This window comes from Acinetobacter sp. TUM15071, from assembly GCF_008980925.1.
GTDB lineage: Bacteria > Pseudomonadota > Gammaproteobacteria > Pseudomonadales > Moraxellaceae > Acinetobacter > Acinetobacter dispersus.
On the sequence record NZ_BKGB01000011.1, the window covers coordinates 33152 to 58518 of the forward strand.

Here is a 25367-nt window from a genome sequence, read left to right on the forward strand (position 1 = left end):
AATTGACATATGCTATTGTCAGTTCATCGGAAGAATGCTTGACAGTAACAATAATCAGATTAAATTAGAGTAAATACTCTAATTGTAGCAGAGGATGACCATGAGTCAGATTGCAGACAGTATCCAGATTCGCAACACCACATTTAAAAACCGTATTATCAAAGGGGCAATGAGCGAAGCGCTCGCGAATGATGCAGGACAACCCAATGATCTCTTGATTGGTCTATACGAAGCGTGGGCAAAAGGTGGTTTGGGTTGTGCCATTACTGGAAACGTAATGGTGAATGTAGGCGCTAAAAATGAACCGGGTGTGGTTGCAATTGAAACCGAGCGTGATCTGGAAAAATTAAAGCAATGGGCTGCTGTCGGCAAGAAACATGGCATGGTGCAATTGATTCAGTTGTCACATCCTGGTCGCCAATGTCCAAAAGGTCTAAATAAGGAAACGGTTGCACCTTCAGCCGTACCTTTTAGCCCAATGCTTGCAGCAATGTTTGGTACGCCACGTGAGCTTAAACATGAAGAAATTTTAGATATTATCCAGCGTTTTGCGACAGCTGCGGCAGTATGTGAAAAGGCGGGTTTTGAAGGTGTACAGCTGCATGGTGCACACGGTTATCTGATTAGCCAGTTTCTATCACCTTTGACCAATAAGCGTACGGATCAATGGGGTGGTTCGATTGAGAATCGTATGCGTTTCTTGATCGATGCTTATCAGGCGGTACGCGATGCAACTTCTGAAAACTTTATCATTTCGGTGAAACTGAACTCAGCAGATTTCCAACGTGGTGGGATCACAGAAGAAGATGTCATTACCGTTTTCAAAGCGATTGATGCTGCGGGAATCGATATTATCGAAATTTCTGGGGGAACCTATGAAGCTCCTGCAATGGCAGGTGCGAAGGCAGAAAAACGTAAAGCCAGTACCATTGCACGTGAAGCTTATTTCTTGGAATTCGCAGAAAAAATTCGCCAACATGTTGCCTGTAAGTTGATGGTAACAGGTGGTTTCCGTACTGTAGAAGGAATGAATGCTGCATTGCAAAGTGGTGCATGTGATTTTATTGGAATTGCACGTCCATTGGCGGTTGAAGTTGATTTAACAGATCGTTTAATTGCAGGGCATGATGTCCGTTATGCAGTGAATCAAATCAAAACAGGAATTCCATTTGTCGATAAAATGGCAATTATGGAAATCATTTGGTATGCAGCGCAGTTTAAGGCCATTGGACAAGGTAAAAAGCCGAATCCAAAATTATCACCACTGTTGGTATTCTTAAATTATGCGAAAGGGAATATCAAAGCGGTTGTAAAAGGTCGGGTCAATTCACGTAAGTCTGCATAATAGATTTTAGGGCTCTTCGGAGTCCTTTTTATTATTCTAAGCAAATAAAAAAAGCCACTGTCTTAAGATGCAGTGGCTTTTTCAAATATGGCGTCCCTACGGGGATTCGAACCCCGGTTACCGCCGTGAAAGGGCGATGTCCTAGGCCTCTAGACGATAGGGACTTCTTGAGGTGGGTGTATATTAGGGTTCTGTCACCAAACTGTCAAGAAGGTGAGGAGACAGTTTGTTCAAAATATAGCAAAACAGTTCAGCAGTCTTCTGAGTATCGTATAAAGCAGAGTGTGCTTCTTTACCATCAAACTCGATTCCCGCCTGAATACAAGCACGTGCCAACACGGTTTGGCCAAACATGACTGCGCTCAGCGTCACGGTATCAAATACCGAAAAACTGTGAAATGGATTTTGATTTTTTGTTCCGGTACGTGCAATTGCTGCTTGTAAGAAACCTAAATCAAAGTGTGCATTGTGACCAACCAATACAGCATGAGTACAATGCTGAGCTTTACGAACTTCAGTCAATGATTTGAAAATACGACGCAAGGCAGTGCGCTCATCTTCAGCCATCGCAACACGCATTGGATTGAAAGGATCAATACCAATAAAATCTAATGAACGGCGGTCAAGATTCGCGCCTTCAAAAGGGTTGATATGTGCTTGGAATGAAGGGCCAGGTATAAATTGCCCATGTTCATCATAGATGATCGGAATACACGCAATTTCGAGTAGGGCATCGGTTTGCGAATTAAAACCAGCTGTTTCTACATCGACAACAACAGGTAAGAATCCACGAAAACGCTGTCCGATTACAGGGGCTTTGTTTTCTTCTTGGGTCACACTTTTCTCCAATGCAAGGTTTTACCTGCATGAAGTGGAATAATTTTTTGGCCATCAAGATAGTCTAAAGATTCTGCGATAGTGATATCTTCTTTGACCAAGGTAATGGTTGAGGTATTGCGCGGCAAACCATAGAAATCAGCACCGAATACGCTTGCAAAGCCTTCTAAGCGTTCTAGCTTTCCAACTTGATCAAAGGCCTGTGCATATAGCTCAATAGCATTTGGTGCGCTATAACAACCCGCACATCCACAAGCATTTTCTTTGGCATCTTTTGAGTGAGGTGCACTGTCAGTACCTAAGAAAAATTTCGGATTACCACTGGTTGCAACTTCCAACAATGTTGTTTGATGCGTTTGACGCTTTAAAATTGGTAAGCAGTAGAAATGTGGTTTTACGCCACCAACCAACATGTCGTTACGGTTAAATAATAAATGTTGCGGGGTGATGGTTGCAGCGACATTACGATCTTGTTCGAGTACAAAATTTGCGGCATCACTTGTTGTAATGTGTTCTAACACGACTTTTAACTGTGGGAACTGTTTGAGTAATGGCGAAAGTACTTCATCCAAGAAGCGTTTTTCACGGTCAAAAATATCCACGTGATTGTGGGTGACTTCCCCATGCAGTAAAAGTGGCACTTGATGTTCTTCAAGTTGCTCGATAACTGCGTATACCTTACGAATATCGCTCACACCATTATCGGAGTTGGTGGTTGCACCAGCTGGATAAAGTTTGATTGCATTGACGAACTCAGATGCTTTAATTTTACGAACTTCATCTGGAGAAGTATGGTCAGTAAAATACAGCACCATGCGTGGGTCAAAATTCACCCCTTCAGGAACATGAGCAAGAATACGCTCGCGATAGGCTAAAGCTTCTTCTACAGTTTTGACGGGTGGAACAAGATTGGGCATACAAATTGCGCGGGCAAATTGTTTGGCTAAATCAGGGACAGTACGTTTTAAAGCTAAACCGTCACGCAGGTGTGCGTGCCAATCATCGGGTTGTAAAAGTGTAAGAGTATTCAAGGTCTACTTCAAACTTAAAAATAATACAAATAATAATGCATAAAGTGTGAAAATGGTAACTACAATTACGGATAAGTGGTTAAGCAAAGCACATGACAAAATGAGAAATTATGTTATTTTTTATGCGGCACAAAAATAGTGCAGTATAAAAAGAGTAAATGGGATGGACAACGGCTATGATCTTGATCAATTGCGAAGGTCGAAAGAAGACCTAGAGCAGCTTGTTGCCCAACATTCTAAATCTAAAAGTGCACATCAAACTTTACCTCAAAAATTAGAAAATGAATTTTGGAAGTTTAATGTTGACCGAACACGTCTCAATGCGATTCAGTTCTTTGGTCAAGGGGTAATTACTTATACCATTTTTGTTCTGCTGATTTTGCCTTCAAATTTTGTTGTGATTCATGCAACTGAACATTTTGTCCCCGATTTTATTTACAGTATTCTCAGCTTAATTGTTGTGGGAATTGCATTGTTCTTATTTTGGGCTTTTTCACGCTTTAAAAAACTCAATTCTTTATTTTATCCTGCTGCCTGCATCATTGTTTTTTTTACCATTGTTTTAACCTCTACTTTGATGATGAGTGTTTCCAATCTGGTTCTGCAGAATCAGGCAATGGTCTTAATTGCTTTCCTTTATATGCTTGGTTTTATCCTCAGTGGAATTCGTCCATTGCATATGCTGTGGATCGGTTCTTTGGCTGCCATCGCGATTCTTTTACTGTTATATGTAAGCAATAACCCCAGTGACTTTTTGATGATTGGGCGTACTTTAATCGGGAGTTTATTGCTTGGTTTTTCGATCAGTGTCATGTTGACCTCGAAAGAACGAAAAATCTTTATAAAGTCTAAAATTTCCGAAATTGATGAACAAATTTTACGTATTCAAGCTTCAGAGTTACTGCATTTAAGCCAGCATGATGAACTGACCAATGTGTCGAATCGACGTACCTTTGAAGAGATGTGCACCTATTATTATGAGGTTGCTTGTAAAGAACGAAAATCGCTCTCGGTCCTGTTTATCGATATTGATTATTTTAAAAACTATAATGATTTTTATGGACATCAAATGGGTGATCAAGTGATCACAGCCATTGCGAAAACCATCAAAAGTTCGATTCGACATATGGATTTTATTGCACGTTATGGTGGAGAGGAGTTTGTGGTGCTATTACCAGAAACTTCAGCTCAAGGGGCATATGCAGTTGCAACCAATATTTACCGAGCAATTGAGCGTTTAATGATTCCACACGATAAATCATTGGTGTCTAATCATGTGACTATTAGCTTGGGAATTACCGTTTTTAATGGTAATCCGAAAATTAGCCAAGATCTTTTAATTCATACTGCAGATAAGGCTTTGTATCGGGCAAAGCAGCTCGGACGCAATCAGATTTACTATCAGCCTTTACCGAATATAGAAGAAAATATCTAGAATGAAAAAACCGAATGTCTTCTCAGATATTCGGTTTTTTCTGGCTTGAATAATCTAGATTATTCAAGGAATTTTACGGTTACACCTGAACGTACTTTCGCACCTAGGTCATTTGCATCCCAGTTGGTCAAACGGATACAACCGTGTGATGCAGTTTTAGAAATTAAAGATGGGTTTGGCGTACCGTGGATACCGAAAGACTTTTTGCTTAAACCAATCCAAATGTTACCCACTGGCGCATTTGGACCAGGTGGTAATGTAAGTGGTTTGAGGTTTTTACCTTGGACAAAGTTCGACGGTGAGTAGCTATAGTATGGGTTTTTAGCTACGCCAACTACTTTATATGTACCCGTCGGAGAAGGTGTGTCAGTACTACCAATTGTTGCAGGAAATGATGCAATCATTTGGTTACGACTATTAAACAAATAAAGCTGTCTTGCACCTTTGTGTGCAACAATTAAATGAATATCTTCTGGTAAGTCATTGCGAACATTGGCCACAATGATTTTTTCGCCCGCTTTTTTGAAATTTGCATTTGGATTGAGTTGCTTAAGGAAGCGCTCATCCATATGGAATTTCTCACCCAACATTTCTGTTACGCGAGTGTAGTACAAACCTTTCATTTTTGCTTGTAGCGCATAGTCTGAAGGAATTGCATCAGCATATGGACCTTTTAGGTCAGCATCGGTAATTGTATATTCAACATAGGCTGGCTTAGTTTGCTTTGCAACTAATGCATCCCATGTTTCTTTTGTTAACTGACCTGTAGGGGTTAAACCATTCATTTGCTGGAATGATGCAATCGCTTTTAGTGTATTTTTACCATTTGAACCATCAATCGCACCAGGAGATGCATGTGAGTTGTTTAACATCACATGCGCACGCGCGTATGCAGGGTTTTGTCCTTTTGGCAAGCCTTCTGGCCATTCAGCAGCGTTGATTGCATCCATTGTCCAAGAAGCAGGAACAGCTGGAGCAGTCGTTGTCGTTTTTGCATCAGGTGTGTTTTCTAATTGTTGCGATACAACAGATGCAGCACCCGTATTGACTTGTGGTTCAGATGCTGCTGTTGCAGCAACACTCGAAGCGGGCTGTGCAGCAACGTTTGAGGTAGCACGGTCAACAGCTAAAGGATCAATTGGATCTTGTACTGCCGCAGATATTTTTTTTGGGTTTAATGGTTGCTCAGTTGTCGGAGCAGCATAAGCAACATTAGCAAGAATACAACTTAAACTCATAGCGAGTAATGAGCGAACAAACATGTAATTCAACCTTAAGAATTATTCATATTGGGATAGAGGGGCTGTTGGCGTTTCATGCCTTGTTTGAGTTGTTTTAGCCATAACGCAATGCATGGCTGAAATGTCAACAGCCCCTAACATGTTGCAAGTATTACAGAAAATAACGCAGCTTGCAGTAGCAGTTTTGTGTCAAAGCGCAAATTTATTTTGAAGACTGGCTTACTGTGTGCAATTGCAATTATAAATTCTGAGTCAACTTTGCTATTATGCGCCCTACACGAGAAAATTTAGAGATTGGTCATGACAACGTTGAAAAATGATCGTTTTTTACGAGCTTTATTACGTGAGCCTGTAGACACCACGCCTGTATGGATGATGCGTCAAGCAGGGCGTTATTTACCAGAATATCGTGAAACTCGTGCGCAGGCAGGGGATTTCTTGTCTCTATGTAAAAATACTGACTTTGCTTGTGAAGTGACTTTACAGCCATTACGCCGTTATGAGCTTGATGCCGCGATTTTATTTTCAGATATTTTAACGGTTCCTGATGCTTTGGGTTTAGGCCTGTATTTTGAAACAGGTGAAGGGCCAAAGTTTCATAAAACAGTTCGTACTGAACAAGATGTAGCGAACTTGCCAAAATTCAATGCCAAATCTGATCTGGCTTATGTCATGAATGCAGTGTCGACCATTCGTTCTGCTTTAAATGGCCAAGTTCCTTTGATTGGTTTCTCTGGCAGTCCGTGGACTTTAGCAACTTATATGGTTGAAGGCGGATCAAGTAAAGAGTTTCGCTTCATTAAAAATATGATGTATGCACAGCCAGAAGTGTTACATGCTTTGTTAGATCATTTGGCTGATTCAGTGATTGATTATCTGAATGCGCAAATTGATGCAGGTGCGCAAGCGATCCAGATTTTTGATAGTTGGGGTGGCGCATTAGCACATAGAGAATATGTTGAATTTTCATTGAACTACATGACCAAAATTATTGCAGGTCTTCAGCGTGAAAAAGATGGTCAACGTATTCCGATTATTGTGTTCACCAAAGGTGGCGGTCAGTGGTTGGAAACCATGCTCACCACAGGGGCTGATGCGTTTGGTCTAGATTGGACCACACCGCTTTATACTGCACGTGATGTGGTTGCAGGACGAGCTGCATTACAAGGTAATTTAGATCCAGCTGTGCTTTATGGTTCAGCCGCTTCAATTGAAAAATCAGTGAAAGCAATGATTGATGATGCTTATGCCAATGGTGAAAAAACAGGGTATATCGCAAACTTAGGTCATGGTATTACCCAATGGGTCGATCCAGCACAGCCTAAGATTTTTGTAGATACTGTTCATGAATACAGTGCTAAATATTTAGGTTGATATTTTTAAGCATTTCAAGATAAACACGCTAGGATCAGTTTTGTGCAGTTGATTGTATTACCGCTCAACTTTATCTTTAAGGCAGCTTCGGCTGCCTTATTTGGATTGTTGCTTTTGATTGCATTTGCAGTCACCGCACCGATGGGAAGCCATGAATATTGGGGCTTCTTTCGTTACGACTATTTGTTGTTTTACGCCTTGATCATTCAAGTCTGTCTGATCTATTTAAAGCTTGAGTCATGGGCAGAAGCAAAAGTCATTGCTTTATTCCATATCATGGCGATGGGAATGGAAATATTTTTGACCCACCCAGCGATTGCCTCATGGCAGTACCCACAACCAGCGGTATTGAAGTTACTTACTGTGCCACTGTTTGCCGGGTTTATGTATTCAGCAGTGGGAAGTTTTTTTGCTCGATCTTTGCGGCTCTATAATGTTTCATTCGAGCATCTGCCGAACTTTGGCAATATGTTGTGTTTGGCAGTGTTGTCTTATCTCAACTTTATGACCAAGTTTTTTATTCCTGATATTCGTGTTGCACTATTTATTTGGAGCATCGTAATTTTTTGGAAAACTCGGCTTTATTTTCAGTTGCAGCAGCATCGTTTTAAAGTACCGATGCTACCAATTTTATTGTTGCTTGCTTTCTTGATCTGGGTTGCAGAGAACATCAGTACCTTCTATAAAATTTGGTTGTACCCAAGCCAAGTCGATGCTTGGCATATGGTGGGGTGGGGTAAATTAGGTTCATGGTATTTATTATTATTGCTGAGCTTAGTGTTGGTATTAAAAATATTGGGAACACGAGATAAAAATGGCGCTTGGCGGTTAAATTAGACCACTAAGATCGTTTAACAGACGCTATCTGATTTCTTTTTGTTATGAATATTTCAGATATATTTCAAAATTTATTTGCTAAAGTGCGCTAAGCTCGCTATTTTAACTTTTGTGTAGGAAAAATTACACAACACAATAGTGATAACAAATACTGAAAAATAATTGATACTGGAGATCGTTCCTATGTTAAAAAAAATTGCATTAGCTGCTCTATTGGCCGCTGGTTCAACAGTTGCAATGGCCGATAATGATGTCGGTTGTGGTGCTGGTACACAAATTTGGGCAGGTAAAAAAGGTGTTGCACCTAAAATTCTTGCTGCGACAACCAATGGTATTTTTACCAACCAATTATTAGGTATTACATTTGGTACTTTAGGATGCCGTCAAGGTGGAACTGTGACAGCTCAGGTTGTTACATTTACCAATGAAAATGCAGAATCTTTAGCGCGCGATATGGCGGTTGGTCAAGGTGAAAGCCTAAATGTGCTCGCTGAATTAATGCAAATTAAAGCCAATGACAAAGCACGTTTCTTTGCTGTGTCTAAAGCAAACTTTGCTGAAATTTATTCAAGTAAAAATGCAAACTCGCTTCAAATGCTAGACGCTTTACAAAGTGTGATGGCAAAAGACGCAGTGCTTAAAGCATACGTTTAATTTGCTACATGTTAAAACCCTGTCTTGACGACAGGGTTTTCTTATACCGACTATCATTATTCTTAAAAATTGCGATTGAATGAAATTAGCTACTTTTGTACTTGCATCTTTGATGTGTCACTTTGCCCATGCCATGGTTGAATCCGATTTTCAAACTTATTTGAACATTGCCAAACAAAAACAATTAGATCAGCACATCACTTGGCAGCGCTTAATGTATGCCGACCAAGAACAAAATAGCGAAGTCACCTATGCGGGTTATTTTTACGCGAAAGATGGTAAAACCAATTTAAATAATGAATTACAAGCCGACATTAAAGCCTTATTTGTTGAAGCTCCAGATAACCAATCCATCCGTTGTAAGTTTCCCGCACGTAGCCGCTGGTTGATGCAACAGCTCAATATCAATGATCAACAGCTACCAAAGGTAAATTGCGTTGAATTTGAGGACTGGATAAATCAAATCAAGCCGTATAAAGCGACTTTGATTTATGCAACGGATTTTATGGGTAATCCAAGTTCGATGTTTGGACATACCTTGCTACGCTTAGATCCTAAAGATCAGAAGCAACTCAATCTAGTGTCCTATGCGGTGAACTATGCTGCCACAGTGAAAGGTGATGATAACTGGTCTTATGCATGGAAAGGCTTAACAGGGCAGTATCCTGGTGAATATTCTCTAATGCCGTATTACCGCAAGGTAAAAGAATACGGTGATTTTGAAAGCCGTGACCTGTGGGAGTATGAGCTGAATTTAACCCCTGAGGAAACTCGGTTTCTGGTTGAGCATATTTGGGAAATGCAGCATGTGAGTTTCCCTTATTATTTTATCAGTGATAACTGTGCTTACCGTTTACTCGGTTTAATTGATTTAGTACGTCCAAATTTAAATTTAAAACAGCAGTTTAACTATGCTGCCATTCCAATTGAAACCTTGAAGGCTGTCGATCAACAAGACTTAGTGAAAGAAGTCGTGTATCGACCAGCTTTGGAAACCCAATTACTTGCTCAAGCCAAGCAGCATGGTACAGCTTTAGCCAAAGTTGCTCATCAGGTTGCCTTTACCGAGACAGATCAGGTTCAACCCATTTTAAAAGCATATCAGCCACAAGATCAGGCCAAGATTTTAGAAATGGCTTATGACGATTTATATCTACAATATATTAGCCATAAGGTAGATGCAGATTTTGCCCAACCTCAATTACGTCAACTACTTGCGCAGCGTAGTCAAATCGAGGTTGATAAACAACGTCAAGAACCGATACGCCCGAAAAAACAGCCTGTAGAAGGGCATCATGCCCGTAACTTGTCGATAAATGTGGGTGAAGTACAAGGACAGACGTTTGCCGAAATTGGTCATCGTCAGGCCTATCACGATTTGATTGATCCACAAGATGGCTATCGGACAGGGACGCAACTCTTATTTTTAGATGGCAGTTTGCAATACCGTGAGGACAAGCTCAAGCTCGAACATTTAGATCTATTATCAGTGAATTCCTATAATCCAATTCAGCCATTTAAAGCGCCAATCACTTGGGGTTTTAATTTTGGATGGAAACAAGAAGCGATTGAGAAGGGGCAGTTTAGTGAAGATGCACAACATGGCGTGATGAATCTGAATATGCAAGTTGGTTATAGCGTGGCAGATTATGATCGTCGGCATTTGTGTTATGCCCAACTACAAAGCCATATTCAGGGTGGCAAAAATTTAGATAATGGTTGGCGTGTTGGAGCTGGGCCAACTGTAGGCTGTATGAACGTATGGTCTGATCATATCAACAGCGTGGTACAGATCGAATTACCGTATTGGCAAGATCTAAGTCAATGGAACTTAAGAGTAGGTACACAGCTTCAATATAGTCTGAATACAAATCATGCTTTACGTTTAAATTGGGATTTTGAACAGCAGGATCATAAAGACTGGAATAAAATTGGCGTGGGCTACGTGCGCTTTTTTTAGCGGTTAAATATTATAAAGTTTGATCAGAGCGGGCTAGGCAGATCAAACCTCAACAATCACATAGTATTTTTTAACTGCTTCAATGACTTCAAATGTACCGAAAAATGCGGGTGGAATAATCCCTGCATTTCCAGCAGTTACTTCAATAAAAGAATTGGTTTTTGCGTCGTGGATACGCACAATACCTTCAATGACCTGAAAAAACTCTTGTTTGTTTTCAGCAAATTGAATATTCCAAGCACCGACTTCACATTGCCAAATGCCGCAGTCCATATGTGGATGTTCATATAAACTATAGGTTAAACGTTCAGGATTACCTCGAACCAAACGATCGGGACGAGGATAATCAATAGTTGCGTCATTTGCGATTAAATCGCCGAAACCTGCTAACTGAACTGATGACATTTTAGGCTGCTCAGCTTAATAGTTTTCAGGAACAGCGCTTAAGAACTCACGACGTACATCTTTGTCGGTTTTAAAATCACCAACAAAAGAAACAGTACGTGTGGTTGACTCTTGTTTACCTACACCACGCATCATCATACACATATGCGCAGAGTCAATCACAACTGCAACACCACGCGCTTGAGTCACTTCTGCAACTGCTTCTGCAATTTGCTGCGTCAAGTTTTCTTGAACTTGTAGACGACGTGCAAACATTTCTGTAATACGCGCAAATTTTGATAAACCTAAAACTTGACCTTCAGGTAAATATGCAATGTGCACACGACCATAGAATGGCAGTAGGTGATGTTCACAAAGTGAATAAAATTCAATATTTTTGACCAATACCATTTCATGGTTATCGGAAGGGAAGAGCGCGCTATTTGTAACTTCTTCAAGCGTTTTGCTATAGCCAGAAGTTAAAAAAGAGAAAGCTTTAGCCGCACGCATTGGCGTATCTTTTAAGCCCGGGCGATTTAGGTCTTCACCAACGGCAGTTAAGATATTTGCGTACGATTGCTGCATAGACATAACAATGTTCACTTAGGTGGGTTGAACAAAAACGGCAATTGTACCAGAAAACGATTGGAAATCTTAGTTTTGATAAAAATGCCGATTACTGTTTGTACTTAGGGTTCTTTTCGGCACGTTTGAGCAGGACTAAAACCGCTCCTGTGCCACCTTGATTTTCGGGTGCGCTGACGAAAGCAAGCACATCACGATGCTGTCTGAGCCAACCATTGACATAGGTTTTTAAAATCGCTTCTGGGCCTTTACCATGCACAATTTTAACGACATTTTGATTTTCATCTTTTGCCATTTGAAGCACTTGTAAAACGGCAGCGCGTGCTTGTTCTACTGTACAGCCATGTAGATCCACAGCCTCGAACCAACGAATTTTACCGGCTTTTAAGTCTTCAAATACTTTGTGCTGTAAGGTCGCAATGCGATAGCTTAAAGCAGCTTGGCTAGCAACAGGGTTTAAGATCGCTTGAGTATCGGAAATTTCTGTGAGCTCTTGCTCTGCACCACCTTCTGCTGCAGCACGTTTTGCCAAGGTTTGGGCATCGACTTTTTTGCTACGTGCAACTCGAGTATCGGCAATATTTTGATTGTCGATTGGTTTTACCCCAAGCAGGGCTTTTTTAAAAAGCTCAGTATCTTCCAACTCTTCAGCAACAGCTTGAGTCTTTTTTGACTCTGCTTGCTTTGCAATGGCAGTCGCTTGCGGATTAGAGATTTGCTTTTTAAAGGCTTTCAGTAAGTTAAACTGGTCTTTAGAAAGCGATGAATCGTGTTTACTCATAAGTTTAGAAAAATAGGCAAGATACGAGAGATGTAAAATTATAGTCCGAATCTGTGTTGATTTGAACTGAATTGCATTTATAGAGTATGAATGGGGTTGATCAAGTCTTATCTAATGAATAAAAGAAACATTTTTATGGAAGACAATCTATATATTTTATTAATTCTTGTAAAGCAGATTCTACAGAAGTAATTGCTACATATTCAGCATATACAGTATTTTCTTTCAGATTTTGATAAGTGAAAAAAGGATTTGTATTTAAAAGAAATATGAAAAAAATAGATTTCTTGTTCCTTACCGCAAGTTTTGTAAAATCATCAAATGTCTCTTCTAGTGTTAAATGATAATAGTTTATAAATTGATTATTGGGGTACAAGTTTTCAAGAAAGTTTTCGATTGTTAGATTATTATTAAAATATGAAGGACTCGTTAGTAGATATTTGAACGCTCCAATGAAGCTAGGCATATATGTAGGGGAGTCTAGAGTTCCAAATGAAACGCCATTGATGTTGACGGTAAGATTGAGCAAATCTTTATGACAACTATTGAGGATAGAAAATGAAAAATCGTCCTTACCGATATGAATCAAATGAACTCCTGAGCTTTGAATTTGAAACGTCTAATTAATTTGAAAATCTTATTAAACTTTACATGTCTTATAAAGAAAAAGCCCAATTATCAAGAATTGGGCTTTCATGTTATTTAAAGTCAAACCTGCTCAGGCTGTCCAAACAACGCATTAAATGCTTGATCAGGACGAGGTTGCTTCATAAAGCTTTCGCCGACCAAGAAAGTATGAATATCATTGGCTTGCATCATTTCTACATCAGTAGGTGTGGCGATACCGCTTTCAGTGACTAAAACACGAGAAGCAGGCAATAATTTCTTTAAACGCAATGAGGTATTCAAATCCACATCAAAGGTTTTAAGATTACGGTTGTTTACACCCAAAATGCATTGTTCAGAAAGTTTTAACGCACGTTCCAATTCATATTCATCGTGTACTTCAACCAAAACATCCAACTGTTGTTCAAATGCCGTTTTCGACATTTCTTCCAGTTGTTGATCGGATAAACATGCCACGATCAATAAAATACAATCGGCATGTAGCGCACGTGCTTCCACCACATTATAAGGATCAATCAAGAAATCTTTACGCAAAGCAGGTAGGGCACAATGCTGACGTGCAATCGCAATATTTTCGTCTGCACCTTGGAAGAAATCCACATCAGTCAATACCGATAAGCAAGCAGCGCCCGCTTGTTCATATTGTTGTGCAATTTCCGCAGGATTAAAGTCTGCACGGATCACACCTTTAGACGGTGATGCTTTTTTAATTTCAGCAATCACAGCAGGACGTCTGTGCTGTAAAGCATTGGCAAAACCACGCACAGGCGTTGCTGCATTTGCCCACTGCTCAACATCATGCAAGCTACGTTGTTTTAAGCGTGCTGCAAGCTCCTCATGTTTGCGGTCAACAATTTTACCTAAAATGGTATTTTGAATATCGATCATGAGAAGTCCTTAGTCTGCCTGATATTGTTTCAATGTCTTGGTAAATTCAGCCAAGATACTCATTTTTTCTAAGGCTTGTCCGCCGTAAAGAATATCTTGAGCCAGCTCAACGGCTTGTTTATAGGTTTTGGTAATGCCTGCGACGTAAATGCCTGCACCTGCATTCAGTGCAATCATATTTGCTGCTTTTTCGCCAATGTCTGATTTGTCACGACTCAAAGCATCTTTGATTAGCTTTAAGCTTTCTTCTGAACTATTGACGACTAAACCGGTGAGTGTTTGAGAGGCGATACCAACGTCTTCGGGGTTCAACGTCCATTCTGTAACTTCGCCATCTTTAAGCTCAGCCACAGCAGTTGGTGCAGCTAGGCTAATTTCATCTAGGCCATCTTTAGAATGTACAACCAGTACATGTATTGCACCGAGCTGTTTTAATACTTCGGCAATGGGACGACACAATTCATCTGAGAATACGCCAATCACAAAACGATTTACGCCAGCAGGGTTGGTGAGTGGACCAAGTAAGTTAAAAATACTGCGGATGCCTAATTCACGACGTGGAGCCACCGCATATTTCATTGCTTTATGATGATTTGGAGCAAATAGGAAACCAACGCCCATTTCACGGATACACCGTTCAGTTTGCTGCATGTCTAAATCAAGTTGAATGCCAATCTGTTCAAGCACGTCAGAAGAACCAGATTTGCTTGATACACCACGGTTACCATGTTTCGCAATGGTTGCTCCCGCAGCAGCGATCACAAAACTTGAAGCGGTTGAAACATTAAATAAGTTTTGACCATCACCACCTGTACCCACGATATCTACCAGATGAGGAATATCACTGACATCAATTTTAATCGCGAATTCACGCATGATACGTGCAGCAGCTGTAATTTCATCAATACTTTCACCCTTCATGCGCAAGCCCATCATTAGCGCACCGATTTGAGCATCAGTGGCTTCACCTTGCATGATGCTGCGCATGACATCTTCCATTTGTGGCTGGGTCAGATGGATGTTCTTGGTAATATTATTGAGTGCCTGTTGGATATTCATAGTCATGAGTTACAGCATTTAATGATTAAAAAAATTTGGATGAAAGTGGTTGATGATGAAGGATAGCTCAGCTTTATGTGGTGTGTGTCCCACCCGCTAAAGGGCTATGTTAGCAGAAAATAACTCAAGATTTGGGTTGTGGCTAGAGAGTTTTTAAAATTTAACCCGTTTAGGCGCATTGGTAAATTTGTGACTGGGAGTGATTGAATGAAAAAGGTTTTATTTTATGGGAGAGTTATTTTAGTTTTTATGATAAATAATCAACCATTTGGTATATCTTATTCACGCATATCCCTATAAAAAATGTGTATAAATCAACTAAATAAAAGTGGATATATTAGGGCGGTCTTCATTTTACTCATTCATAAATATGTATCTAAATTACTTGAAATATCTTGGGGCTGTTAAAAACAAAGGTTGTTTTGTTTTTGTCTTTATTGCATGTCTTCATCCATTAGAGAGCCATGCTGAGACAAATGTAGAACAGCCACAAACAAAGACAACATCGGATAAAGTGGTGCATGTTGCGGTGACAGGTTCACGTATCTCAAAAGCACAAAAAGATGGTCCAACCAGTGTAACGGTCATTACCGCAGCCGATATCGAGAAACACGGTTTTAGTAATGCCTTTGATGCCTTGAATAACTTGACGCAAAACACAGGTTTTGTACAAGGTGCGGATTATGGCAATACCTTTACTCCCGCAGCTAATGCCATTAGTTTGCGTGGTTTAGGGCCGAACCATACTCTAACCTTAATTAATGGACATCGTGTAGCTGACTATCCTGTACCTTATGATGGCGCTGTGAATTTTGTCAATTTAGCCAATATTCCGACTGCGATTATTGACCGCATTGAAATCTTGAACGGTGGAGCTTCCGCGATCTATGGTTCAGATGCGATTGCGGGTGTGGTCAATATCATCCTGAAAAAGAAAACCGATGGGACACAATTCAATATCAAGGCTGGTGGTACCAAAGAGGGCGGTGAAAATTTACGTCTACAATTGAGTGGCAGTAAAACATTGGACAAGCTCAATCTGGTTTATGGTGTTGAACTGAGTGGGCGTGAACCGATTTGGGCGGCTGACCGAGATTTTATGTCGAGCCGAACGCTTCGAGGGGAAAAGCCAGACACGATCGTTGGACGTAAAAATGCCAAGACAGGCCAGTATCTTTCAATTAATGGCTGTAATGCATTTGATGATCTATTTAAAGGCTCAGTAACAAATATTGGAAAAGCGGGAGCAGATAACTGTGCCAGTGGTTTGGCTCGACCGACTTATTGGACGGTTCAAACCAAGAATCGCAGCCAAAATGGTTATCTCGGTTTAGATTATGAGCTGAATGAGAAAACCCAACTCTTCGCAGATGTTTTGATTGGTGCCAATCAAATTGAAAATAATACCCGTGGCCCGACATGGACTTCTTTAGGTGCGAGTAGTGGTTATTTCCTCAATCAAGACACAGGAAATTATGAAATCTGGACACGACGTTTTGCACCAGAAGAACTTGGCGGTGTTGAGCAAGCCAATAAAAAATGGAAAGAACTCTCCTCCAATTTGAACTTTGGTATCCGTGGCGATATTGGGGACAGTAGTTGGAGCTATGAAGCAGCCTATAATGGCTCGATTTATACCAGTCAATTACGTAAACAGGGACTGGTTCGTTCGAATGTTGATGAATATTTCTTAGGTCAACAACTGGGTGTAGACCAAGATGGTATTCCAATTTATTCCCCACATTTAGATCGTATCAGTCGGCCACTGACTGCCAGTGAGTTTAGAAGCATTTCAGGCACAACTGAGGAAAATGACAAGTCATGGGCGCAAGGTTTAACGCTCAGTGCAAATGGTGATGTGTTTGAATTGCCTGCAGGAACTGCCAAGCTTGCTGCTGTGGCAGAAATTGGACGCCAAGGTTTTAAAATCAAACCCGATAAGGCGGTGGAAAATGGTGATTTCTATAATGCAACTTCCAGTGGCGAATATGGTGGGGCACGTACCCGTCAGGCGTTGGGTGCGGAATTATTCTTACCTTTAGCCAAGCCACTCAATTTAACCTTATCTGGACGTTATGACCGCTATGCTTTGTCAGATAGTAGTATTGATAAATTCACATTTGGTTCAGGCTTAGAATTTAGACCACATCCAACCTTATTGGTGAGAGGCAACTACGCCACCAGTTTTCGTGCACCAGATATGAACTATCTGTTTTTGAATAAACAAAGAGGGTATTTCCCAAGTACCACCGATTATTTACGTTGTAGCCAAACGGGACAAGCATTAGATAAGTGTAGCTTTAAAGATTATTCGCCTGGCGCGAACTACACATTAACAGGCAACAAAGATTTAAAACCCGAAGAAGGTAAATCTTATGGTGCAGGGTTTGTGTGGTCTCCGAGTAATAAGTTTGATATCTCCGTCGATTATTGGGATATCAAAATTGATAATTTGGTGACGAATTTAAGTCAAGATAAGATTTTACGCTTAGAAGCAGATTGCCGTTTGGGTGCACAAGATATCAATTCGGCACAATGTGTTGATGCGTTGGCACGTGTAGAGCGCAATCCTACAAATGCAGTGGTTGATCCAAATGTGATCAACAATATCAATATTGTACCGATCAATGCTGCCTCAGATCATACTCGCGGGATTGATTTCACCAGCAAATGGCGTTGGAAAACAGAAAATTTAGGTAACTTCCTGTGGACTGTGAATTATAGCCGTGTGCTTGAACGTGAATATCAACAATCAAAAGATGGCGATAAAGATAACTATTTAAAAGATTTAACCATTCCAGATTGGCGAGACCGCTTTAATACCAGTCTCAGTTGGAGTCTCGGTGATTGGGCATCGACCGTATTGGTTAACCGCTATGGCAAGATTCCAAACGGTAATCAAACGGCTTACTTAAGCCCGACTTATTTGGTCAATTGGAGTGGAACTTATAAAATTTCACCCAAGGCCTCTGCATCAATCATTGTGAATAACCTATTTGACAAAGTGAAACACGATGACACAGGCGGATGGCCATATTATCCAGTAGGATCATATTCACCAATCGGCCGTCAGGGTTGGTTGGAGTTTAATTATAAATTCTAACAATGATGTGTGGATGCAGCGAAGTGGTACACCATTTGCTGTGTCTTTTTATTTTAAAAACTACAGAGGACAGATCTCCTATGTTGGTCAAACCTTCATTTAAAAAACAATTGCTACTTACAACATTACTTTCATTATCTGCAATACAGATTTTTGCATCAAATAGCAATGAACAAATTCCAATCGGCAAATTACCTGAATGGGCCATACCTGAATCTTATGATTTAGACTTTAAAATTGATCCTGCACAAAAAAGTTATACGGGTAAAACCACAATCCATTTAAAACTGACTCAAGCAACCGATCATGTTTGGATTCATGGTAAATCTTTATCGGTAAAAGACGCCAACATCCTATCCGCAACTGGGCAGAAAACCACGGCCAAATATGAGCAAGCTTCGGAAGTCGATGGTGTCAGTCTGATTAAATTTGCCCAGACACTACCAGCAGGGCAATACCGCTTAGTATTGGATTTCAATGCTGATTATGATCAGCAACTGGATGGTATTTATAAAATTGAGTTTGAGGGTAAACCTTATGTCATGACCCAAATGGAGGCGATCAGCGCACGTCAATCTTTTCCATCATTTGATGAGCCGCGCTTTAAAACCCCCTTTAATATTCGATTAACCATACCAAGCAAATATTCTGGTTTTGCCAATACCAATCAAGTCTCTGAGCAGGCCGAAAAATCGGGGTGGAAAACTTTAAGCTTTGCACCGACCAAACCGCTACCAACCTATCTATTGGCACTGGCAGTTGGTCCTTGGCAAGTACAACAAGGTCCTGATATTGGTGCGACTGAGTGGCGTAAACAGGCGATCAAATTACGAGGTCTTGCACCCGATGGTAAGGCTGAAAAAATGCAGCATGCTTTATCGGAAACCCCTGCGATTTTAAAAACATTAGAAGATTATTTTGCATTCGGATATCCATTCGACAAGCTGGATTTGCTTGCTGCACCTGACTTTGCAGCGGGTGCGATGGAGAATCCTGGACTGATCACATTCAGAGATTATTTGATGCTGCTGGATAAAGACTCTCCAGTGTCATTTGTACAGAGTTCATTTAATGTCAATGCACACGAGTTGGCGCATCAATGGTTTGGGGATGTGGTGACCATGCCGTGGTGGGACGATCTATGGTTGAATGAATCCTTTGCTACGTGGATGCAAAGTAAAATTACCCAACAATTACATCCTGAATTTAATGCTGACTTAGAACGCGTCGTCGATACAGCAGGTGCAATGAAAAGCGATAGCTTGGTCAGTGTACGCCGTATTCGTCAGCCAATTTTAAGTAATGCGGATATTCAAACCGCTTTTGATGGCATTACCTACCAAAAAGGCGCAGCTGTTTTAAATATGTTTGAAAGCTATTTAGGTGAGGAAAAATTCAAGCAAGGGGTGCGTAATTACATAAATAAGCACCAATATGGCAGTGCTACAGCCAATGATCTAATCAGCTCCCTCGCAGAACAGTCTGGTCAAGCTGAGCGTTTTAGCAAAGCGGTGAAAAGTTTTATTGATCAACCAGGCGTACCTTTGCTGAGCACCTCGTTACAGCAACAAGGTAATAAAGTCTTTTTGAATGTGAAACAAACACGCTATTTACCCGTTGGTTCTAAAGGCGATGCCAACAGTCTTTGGGGAGTACCACTATGCGTACGTTACGAAGTTCCAAATGCAGCGAGTAAAGTCCAATGTGAACTGGTTGATCAAGCGGAAGCCAAAATTGAACTCAAAGGTGCACGTATTAACAGTTGGTATATTCCAAATGCAGATGCAGCAGGCTATTACCAATTTAGTTTGCCTGAACCAGAACTTGCTCGTCTGACTGCCGCTACAGAAAAACTCTCTAATACTGAACAATTGGCCTATGCCTATGCTGTATCAGCGGCATTTAACCATGGTGATATTAACCTGCTGGCGGTGGTGGATGTGGCGAAGAAGTTTGCGAACTCGAATAGCCGACAGATTAGTACCGCACTGTTTCAGCAGCTCAGTACAATCCAGCGCCATGTGTTGAAGACTGAGGCAGAACGTGAGCATTTTAGAAAAGTGCTCGCGAATTTGTATCTACCTAAATTGAATCAATTAGGTTATGCGAGCAAAGCCGGTGAGTCTGCTGAGGATAGCTTGTGGCGGAGTGAGTTAGCCCAATTTCTTGCATTGGAAATTCAGGTGCCAGAAGTGCGTGAGCAATTGTTAAAACAATCCGACGCTCTATTCGCTCAAAAGCAATTGAATTTTGCAACATTAACCCCCGAGCTTTTACCAACGATTTTAGCTGTACGAGTGCAAGAAAAAGGGCAGCCTACCTTTGATCGTTTAGTGGGGGAGTTACAACACATCACGCAACCGACCCAACGTTTGGCGATTCTCACTGCCTTAGGTTCAGCCAATCAGGTGGAAACACGCCAGCAGGCACGTCAGTTAGTTTTAGACCCACGTGTGAAAGTCGGTGAAGTACGTACCGTGATTAACTCAATCAATAGTTATAGCGGTGAACAAGGCGGACTTTGGTCATGGTTTAAGGCCAATCACGATGCGGTGTTTGATCGTTTAGGTAAGTCTTCTGCAGGACGTTTCCCCGCATTGTTTAGTGGTGCAGCTTGTACACAACAAGAAGCGACGCAATTGAATGCTTTCTTTGCACCGAGAACCAAAGAGCTGGTTGGGGTTGAGCGTGGTTTAAATCAAACCAAGGAACGTATCCAACTGTGTGAATCCTTAGTTGCGAAGCAAGATGGTTCGCTTGTGCAACAGTTGAAGTTGTAATTTATTCAGTTATAAAAAAGCCAACGATCATGCGTTGGCTTTTTTATTTTCAGTGTGTTTTAAGCATCATTATCGGGTTGAGGATTTCTAACACCGAGTAATTGACTGGTCGCTGTGCCTGCAGTCATCGAACCGTTGACGTTTAAAGCAGTACGTCCCATATCAATCAATGGCTCAATTGAAATCAATAGCGCAACTAAAGTAATCGGTAAGCCCATGGCTGGGAGGACGATTAAAGCAGCAAAGGTTGCACCGCCACCAACGCCTGCAACACCAATTGAACTCAGGGTCACCACCACAACCAATTGGGCAATCCACAATGGATCAAGCGGGTTGATACCAACCGTTGGCGCAACCATGACTGCCAGCATCGCAGGGTATAAACCTGCACAACCATTTTGACCAATGGTTGCACCAAATGAAGCCGAAAAACTGGCAATCCCTTCAGGTACACCCAATTGCTTGGTTTGTGCTTCGATATTGAGTGGAATACTGGCTGCACTTGAACGACTGGTAAATGCAAAAGTTAAAACAGGAAAAACTTTCTTGAAAAAGTCGATTGGATTGACACGTACAAACAGCAAAATCAGTGCATGTACGAGGAACATGATTGCAAGCCCAAGATAAGATGCAACAAGGAACTCACCTAATTTAACGATGTCGGCTACATTTGCTGTTGCCACCATTTTGGTCATCAATGCCAATACACCATAAGGCGTAAATTGCATCACTAAACGGACAAGACTAATCACCAAGGCTTGCAGTGCTTCAATCCCGTGTCTAATTCTTTCTCCATTGACAGTGTCTTTATCCATCAGTTTAAGTGCTGCCACACCTAAAAATGCAGAGAAAATCACGACACTGATGATCGCTGTTGGACGAACACCGGTTAAATCAGCAAATGGGTTCTGAGGGAATAGTGAAAGTAAGAGCTTTGGAACATCTAAATCTGTTACTTGCCCAATGTATTGACTTTGGATGGTTGCTAGACGCGCTGCTTCTTTGGTGCCTTGTACCAGTCCCTCAGCCGTTAAGCCGAATAAATTGGTGATGCCTGCACCGACAAGTGCGGCAATAGCCGTGGTCACTAACAAGATACCAATCACGAGTACACTGATTTTTCCAAGAGAAGTGGTTTGATGTAACTTCACCACTGCACTTAAAATTGAAATAAAAATCAGAGGCATGATCACCATTTGTAATAGTTGTACATAACCATTACCGACAAGGTTAATCCATGCAATTGAATGCTCAATAACAGGGTTGTCACCATAGATCGCTTTAAGGGCCAAACCAAAAAAGATACCTACGATCATACCGATCAGAACTTTTTTGGAGAGACTCCAATCTTTACGGTAGCTAAAAAACAATCCTGCCATGAGCAGGACGAAAACAATAATATTCAATAAAACCAAGGTATTCACAATAGGTTATCCTGATAGATCATTCAGGGGGAATGCTAAAAACAATGACTTAGATTCTATCATCCAGCCGCCCTGAAACTTAATCATTCCTATGACTATAGTTAATCTAAAAAAGTAAAATGCAATCAGACAAAACAGAAATTGAGGATTGAACTTACTTTTTATAACGTGTGAAAAGTGGATTAATTATTGAAAAAGAATGACTTGTTTTTAAGTGTAAGTTTTCAGATTAATTTTAATGCTGAAAACTTGTGCAGTATGTATGAGTTGTATATTGTTTTTATATGTTCAAAATAAAAACAGCCTACTTATAAAAATAGGCTGTTTAGATGCTTAGTATTGGTAAATCTTGAGATTAAGCATAAATATCCAAGAAGTTTTTGAAAATTTGATGGCCGTGTTCACTCAAAATAGACTCAGGGTGGAATTGCACACCTTCCACAGGAAGTGTTTTATGTTTGACACCCATAATTTCTTCAATCGTACCCTCTGTTTGATTGGTCCAGCAGGTAACTTCTAAGCATTCAGGCAAAGTTTCCTGTTCAATCACCAGTGAATGGTAACGTGTAGCTGCAAAAGGCGACGGCAAGTTGCTAAAAATCCCTTTGTCGCTATGGTGCATATCGGATAGGCGGCCATGCATCACTGTTTTAGCGCGAATGATATTGCCACCAAAGGCTTGTCCAATCGCTTGGTGACCTAAGCAAACGCCAAGCAAAGGAATTTTGCCAGCAAAGTGATTGATGGCTGGAATAGAGATACCTGCTTCACTTGGTGAGCAAGGACCCGGGCCAATCACCAGATATTTTGGCTGCCATCGTTCAATATCCTCTAATGTTACTTGATCATTACGAACAACTTTTACTTCTTGATTCAACTCGCCAAAGTATTGAACGATGTTGTAAGTAAATGAGTCATAATTGTCAATCATTAGAAGCATGATTATAACCTTTTGAAAAATATGCACTTAATTGTGCTATTGAGTTCGATAAACCGATCTGAACGCTATACGATTTCATCTATCTTTAATAGAAGAAGGATTATTCTAGCGATAGCGGGAAATCATCATATCAAAACCGATCATTAATGTGGAAAATTTTGAAACAAGGCGTGGGGTGGAATCTGCTCGATATTCTTGGTTTAAAATACGCTCTTAATCGAGAATAAATTTTTGTAATTGAAAGGCTTGGTGAAAAAACAAGAAAGTGAATCTAAAGTCTAAATGAATTGATTGGAATGATCTTGAAAAGAATGATATAAAAAGCCAATTTATGCTAAGAATAATAGCGTAATTGGCACTACATTGGTTCTTTGTTATATGTATTGCACTATTTTGGTTCATTTTGTCTTTTTTAGGGACACCCCAAAATAGGAATGTGTGAATATGGTGCATTTTTGGATATAAGCATTATAGTAGACATAGGACATGGAGCTTAAAGCATTTTTTCTGCAAAGAATTTCAATGTTTTAGGTATGCTTTAAAATTGTTGGTATGATAATTGCTAATTAGATATCAACAACTAACACGCACTTAACAGGTGCATAGAAATTTCATTGGAGCAAATGAGCATGGCGAACAAGGTCCTTCAACTCATCAAAGAAAGTGGCGCAAAATGGGTCGATTTTCGCTTTACTGATACTAAGGGTAAAGAGCAACACGTAACTTACCCAGCTGACACGATTGATGAAGATTCATTTGAAGACGGTAAAATGTTTGATGGTTCTTCAATCGCTGGTTGGAAAGGCATCGAAGCGTCTGACATGATCTTACGTCCGGATGCTGAAACAGGTTTTCTTGACCCGTTCTTTGCTGAGCCTACAGTTGTTGTGACTTGTGACGTAATTGAGCCATCTACTGGTCAAGGTTACGAGCGTGACCCTCGTTCGATTGCTCGTCGTGCTGAAGAATATTTAAAATCTACAGGTATCGGTGATACTGCATTCTTTGGTCCAGAACCAGAATTCTTCGTTTTTGACGAAGTAAAATGGGATATCGACATGTCTGGCGCGCGTCATACATTGATCGCTGAAGAAGCTGCATGGTCAACTGGTAAAGACTACGAAGCGGGTAACTCTGGTCACCGTCCACGTGTTAAAGGCGGTTACTTCCCAGTTCCTCCTGTTGATTCTTCACAAGATATGCGTGCTGAAATGTGTGCAAAAATCGAAGATATCATGGGTCCTGGTCGTGTAGAAGTACATCACCACGAAGTTGCATCTTGCCAATTAGAAATTGGTGTGAGCTTCAATACTTTAGTTCGCAAAGCGGACGAAGTTCAACAGTTCAAATATGCAGTTTGGAACGTTGCGCATCAATATGCTAAAACAGCAACATTTATGCCTAAACCAATGGTAGGTGATAACGGTTCTGGTATGCACGTTCATATGTCAATCTCTAAAGATGGCAAGAACTTGTTTGCTGGTGATGAATATGCTGGTTTATCAGAAATGGCATTATTCTTTATCGGTGGTGTGATCAAGCATGCTCGTGCATTAAACGCGATCACAAACCCTTCTACGAACTCGTACAAGCGTTTGGTTCCTCACTTCGAAGCACCAATTATGCTTGCTTACTCAGCCCGTAACCGTTCTGCATCTATCCGTATTCCTTACGTTTCTAGCCCTAAAGGCAAGCGTATTGAAGCACGCTTCCCAGATCCAATGATGAACCCGTACTTAGGTTTCGCGGCATTGTTGATGGCGGGTATCGATGGTATCCAAAACAAGATTCACCCAGGTGAAGCTGCTGATAAGAACTTGTACGATCTTCCTCCTGAAGAAGAAGCAAAAATCCCAACAGTTGCTCACAGCTTGGATATGGCACTTGAAGCTCTTCAAAATGACCATGAGTTCCTGTTGAAAGGTGGTGTATTCACCAAAGAAATGCTTGATGCATATATCGAACTTAAAACTGAAGATGTACGTCGTCTTAACACGACAACTCACCCAGTTGAATTTGATATGTACTACAGCTTGTAATACATCCAATTCAAAAAAGCTCGCTTCGGCGAGCTTTTTTTAT

At 40.7% G+C, this 25367-nt stretch carries 19 protein-coding genes, 1 tRNA gene and 1 pseudogene; 9 read left to right on the forward strand and 12 right to left on the reverse strand.

The genetic code is table 11. The features are described 5' to 3' along the window. Positions 1-100 precede the first annotated feature (100 nt). Positions 101-1345: an NADH:flavin oxidoreductase/NADH oxidase family protein gene (locus tag GBI66_RS11720; protein ID WP_004808562.1), complete on the forward strand. Its 1245-nt coding sequence runs from the start codon at positions 101-103 to the stop codon at positions 1343-1345. 88 nt (positions 1346-1433) lie between these two features. Here GBI66_RS11720 and GBI66_RS11725 read toward each other — a convergent pair. The 3 genes from GBI66_RS11725 to pyrC all read right to left on the reverse strand — a co-directional run bounded on the left by GBI66_RS11725 (position 1434) and on the right by pyrC (position 3213). Next, positions 1434-1509, reverse strand: a tRNA-Glu gene (locus GBI66_RS11725). 19 nt (positions 1510-1528) lie between these two features. Beyond that, positions 1529-2194: a ribonuclease T gene (rnt, locus tag GBI66_RS11730; protein WP_026057574.1), complete on the reverse strand. Its 666-nt coding sequence runs from the start codon at positions 2192-2194 to the stop codon at positions 1529-1531. Then, positions 2179-3213, reverse strand: coding sequence for a dihydroorotase (gene pyrC / locus GBI66_RS11735; protein WP_151716229.1), 1035 nt, complete (start codon positions 3211-3213; stop codon positions 2179-2181). The genes rnt and pyrC overlap by 16 nt, the downstream gene beginning before the upstream one ends. Before the next feature lie 163 nt (positions 3214-3376). On the opposite strand from pyrC, the gene GBI66_RS11740 reads away from it, so the two are divergent. Beyond that, complete coding sequence (locus GBI66_RS11740; RefSeq protein WP_151716230.1) at positions 3377-4648, forward strand: GGDEF domain-containing protein; 1272 nt, start codon at positions 3377-3379, stop codon at positions 4646-4648. Between the two features lie 59 nt (positions 4649-4707). Here GBI66_RS11740 and GBI66_RS11745 read toward each other — a convergent pair whose 3' ends face one another. Then, entirely contained in the window at positions 4708-5910 is a 1203-nt protein-coding gene (locus GBI66_RS11745) for a L,D-transpeptidase family protein (RefSeq protein ID WP_005183877.1), read from the reverse strand. Between the two features lie 279 nt (positions 5911-6189). On the opposite strand from GBI66_RS11745, the gene hemE reads away from it, so the two are divergent. The 4 genes from hemE to GBI66_RS11765 all read left to right on the forward strand — a co-directional run bounded on the left by hemE (position 6190) and on the right by GBI66_RS11765 (position 10714). Further along, complete coding sequence (gene hemE / locus GBI66_RS11750; protein WP_151716231.1) at positions 6190-7263, forward strand: uroporphyrinogen decarboxylase; 1074 nt, start codon at positions 6190-6192, stop codon at positions 7261-7263. A 42-nt stretch (positions 7264-7305) separates the two neighbouring features. Continuing rightward, positions 7306-8100, forward strand: a complete 795-nt coding sequence (locus GBI66_RS11755; RefSeq protein WP_005183872.1) for a DUF817 family protein — start codon at positions 7306-7308, stop codon at positions 8098-8100. A 183-nt stretch (positions 8101-8283) separates the two neighbouring features. After that, complete coding sequence (locus GBI66_RS11760) at positions 8284-8754, forward strand: DUF3015 family protein (protein WP_005183870.1); 471 nt, start codon at positions 8284-8286, stop codon at positions 8752-8754. A gap of 79 nt (positions 8755-8833) precedes the next feature. Further along, on the forward strand, positions 8834-10714 hold the full coding sequence (locus GBI66_RS11765) for a DUF4105 domain-containing protein (RefSeq protein WP_151716232.1): 1881 nt from the start codon (positions 8834-8836) through the stop codon (positions 10712-10714). 42 nt (positions 10715-10756) lie between these two features. Here the strand turns inward: GBI66_RS11765 and GBI66_RS11770 are convergent, their stop codons facing one another. From GBI66_RS11770 to trpD, 6 genes are all read right to left on the reverse strand, one after another. Further along, positions 10757-11119, reverse strand: a complete 363-nt coding sequence (locus GBI66_RS11770) for a cupin domain-containing protein (RefSeq protein WP_005183865.1) — start codon at positions 11117-11119, stop codon at positions 10757-10759. Positions 11120-11134: 15 nt separating this feature from the next. Next, positions 11135-11683, reverse strand: a complete 549-nt coding sequence (gene folE / locus GBI66_RS11775; protein WP_005202404.1) for a GTP cyclohydrolase I FolE — start codon at positions 11681-11683, stop codon at positions 11135-11137. A 91-nt stretch (positions 11684-11774) separates the two neighbouring features. Then, complete coding sequence (locus tag GBI66_RS11780; RefSeq protein ID WP_004808548.1) at positions 11775-12464, reverse strand: Smr/MutS family protein; 690 nt, start codon at positions 12462-12464, stop codon at positions 11775-11777. A 133-nt stretch (positions 12465-12597) separates the two neighbouring features. Further along, positions 12598-13053 (reverse strand): hypothetical protein, encoded by a 456-nt coding sequence (locus GBI66_RS11785; protein WP_151716233.1) that lies wholly within the window; start codon positions 13051-13053, stop codon positions 12598-12600. Between the two features lie 119 nt (positions 13054-13172). Beyond that, on the reverse strand, positions 13173-13979 hold the full coding sequence (trpC, locus tag GBI66_RS11790) for an indole-3-glycerol phosphate synthase TrpC (protein WP_151716234.1): 807 nt from the start codon (positions 13977-13979) through the stop codon (positions 13173-13175). Positions 13980-13988: 9 nt separating this feature from the next. Then, the gene (trpD, locus tag GBI66_RS11795) at positions 13989-15038 is read right to left on the reverse strand and encodes an anthranilate phosphoribosyltransferase (protein WP_081401481.1); all 1050 of its coding nucleotides are present in this window, start codon (positions 15036-15038) and stop codon (positions 13989-13991) included. A 370-nt stretch (positions 15039-15408) separates the two neighbouring features. On the opposite strand from trpD, the gene GBI66_RS11800 reads away from it, so the two are divergent. Together GBI66_RS11800 and GBI66_RS11805 are read left to right on the forward strand one after the other, a co-directional pair. Next, complete coding sequence (locus GBI66_RS11800) at positions 15409-18141, forward strand: TonB-dependent siderophore receptor (protein ID WP_005183842.1); 2733 nt, start codon at positions 15409-15411, stop codon at positions 18139-18141. Positions 18142-18148: 7 nt separating this feature from the next. Then, a pseudogene (locus tag GBI66_RS11805) lies at positions 18149-20921 on the forward strand (M1 family metallopeptidase). Between the two features lie 59 nt (positions 20922-20980). On the opposite strand, the gene GBI66_RS11810 reads toward GBI66_RS11805, so the two are convergent. Together GBI66_RS11810 and GBI66_RS11815 are read right to left on the reverse strand one after the other, a co-directional pair. After that, positions 20981-22345, reverse strand: coding sequence for an L-cystine transporter (locus GBI66_RS11810; RefSeq protein ID WP_151716236.1), 1365 nt, complete (start codon positions 22343-22345; stop codon positions 20981-20983). Positions 22346-22700: 355 nt separating this feature from the next. Further along, positions 22701-23285, reverse strand: a complete 585-nt coding sequence (locus tag GBI66_RS11815) for an aminodeoxychorismate/anthranilate synthase component II (protein WP_151716237.1) — start codon at positions 23283-23285, stop codon at positions 22701-22703. Positions 23286-23908: 623 nt separating this feature from the next. On the opposite strand from GBI66_RS11815, the gene glnA reads away from it, so the two are divergent. Beyond that, positions 23909-25324, forward strand: coding sequence for a type I glutamate--ammonia ligase (glnA, locus tag GBI66_RS11820; RefSeq protein ID WP_171067166.1), 1416 nt, complete (start codon positions 23909-23911; stop codon positions 25322-25324). Positions 25325-25367: the final 43 nt, after the last annotated feature.

Coding starts and splice junctions, on each gene's coding strand:
- GBI66_RS11720 (WP_004808562.1), top strand. CDS start 101: ATGAGTCAGATTGCAGACAGTATCCAGATTCGCAACACCACATTTAAA.
- GBI66_RS11740 (WP_151716230.1), top strand. CDS start 3,377: ATGGACAACGGCTATGATCTTGATCAATTGCGAAGGTCGAAAGAAGAC.
- GBI66_RS11745 (WP_005183877.1), bottom strand. CDS start 5,910: ATGTTTGTTCGCTCATTACTCGCTATGAGTTTAAGTTGTATTCTTGCT.
- hemE (WP_151716231.1), top strand. CDS start 6,190: ATGACAACGTTGAAAAATGATCGTTTTTTACGAGCTTTATTACGTGAG.
- GBI66_RS11760 (WP_005183870.1), top strand. CDS start 8,284: ATGTTAAAAAAAATTGCATTAGCTGCTCTATTGGCCGCTGGTTCAACA.
- GBI66_RS11765 (WP_151716232.1), top strand. CDS start 8,834: ATGAAATTAGCTACTTTTGTACTTGCATCTTTGATGTGTCACTTTGCC.
- GBI66_RS11770 (WP_005183865.1), bottom strand. CDS start 11,119: ATGTCATCAGTTCAGTTAGCAGGTTTCGGCGATTTAATCGCAAATGAC.
- folE (WP_005202404.1), bottom strand. CDS start 11,683: ATGCAGCAATCGTACGCAAATATCTTAACTGCCGTTGGTGAAGACCTA.
- GBI66_RS11780 (WP_004808548.1), bottom strand. CDS start 12,464: ATGAGTAAACACGATTCATCGCTTTCTAAAGACCAGTTTAACTTACTG.
- trpC (WP_151716234.1), bottom strand. CDS start 13,979: ATGATCGATATTCAAAATACCATTTTAGGTAAAATTGTTGACCGCAAA.
- trpD (WP_081401481.1), bottom strand. CDS start 15,038: ATGAATATCCAACAGGCACTCAATAATATTACCAAGAACATCCATCTG.
- GBI66_RS11800 (WP_005183842.1), top strand. CDS start 15,409: ATGTATCTAAATTACTTGAAATATCTTGGGGCTGTTAAAAACAAAGGT.
- GBI66_RS11815 (WP_151716237.1), bottom strand. CDS start 23,285: ATGCTTCTAATGATTGACAATTATGACTCATTTACTTACAACATCGTT.
- glnA (WP_171067166.1), top strand. CDS start 23,909: ATGAGCATGGCGAACAAGGTCCTTCAACTCATCAAAGAAAGTGGCGCA.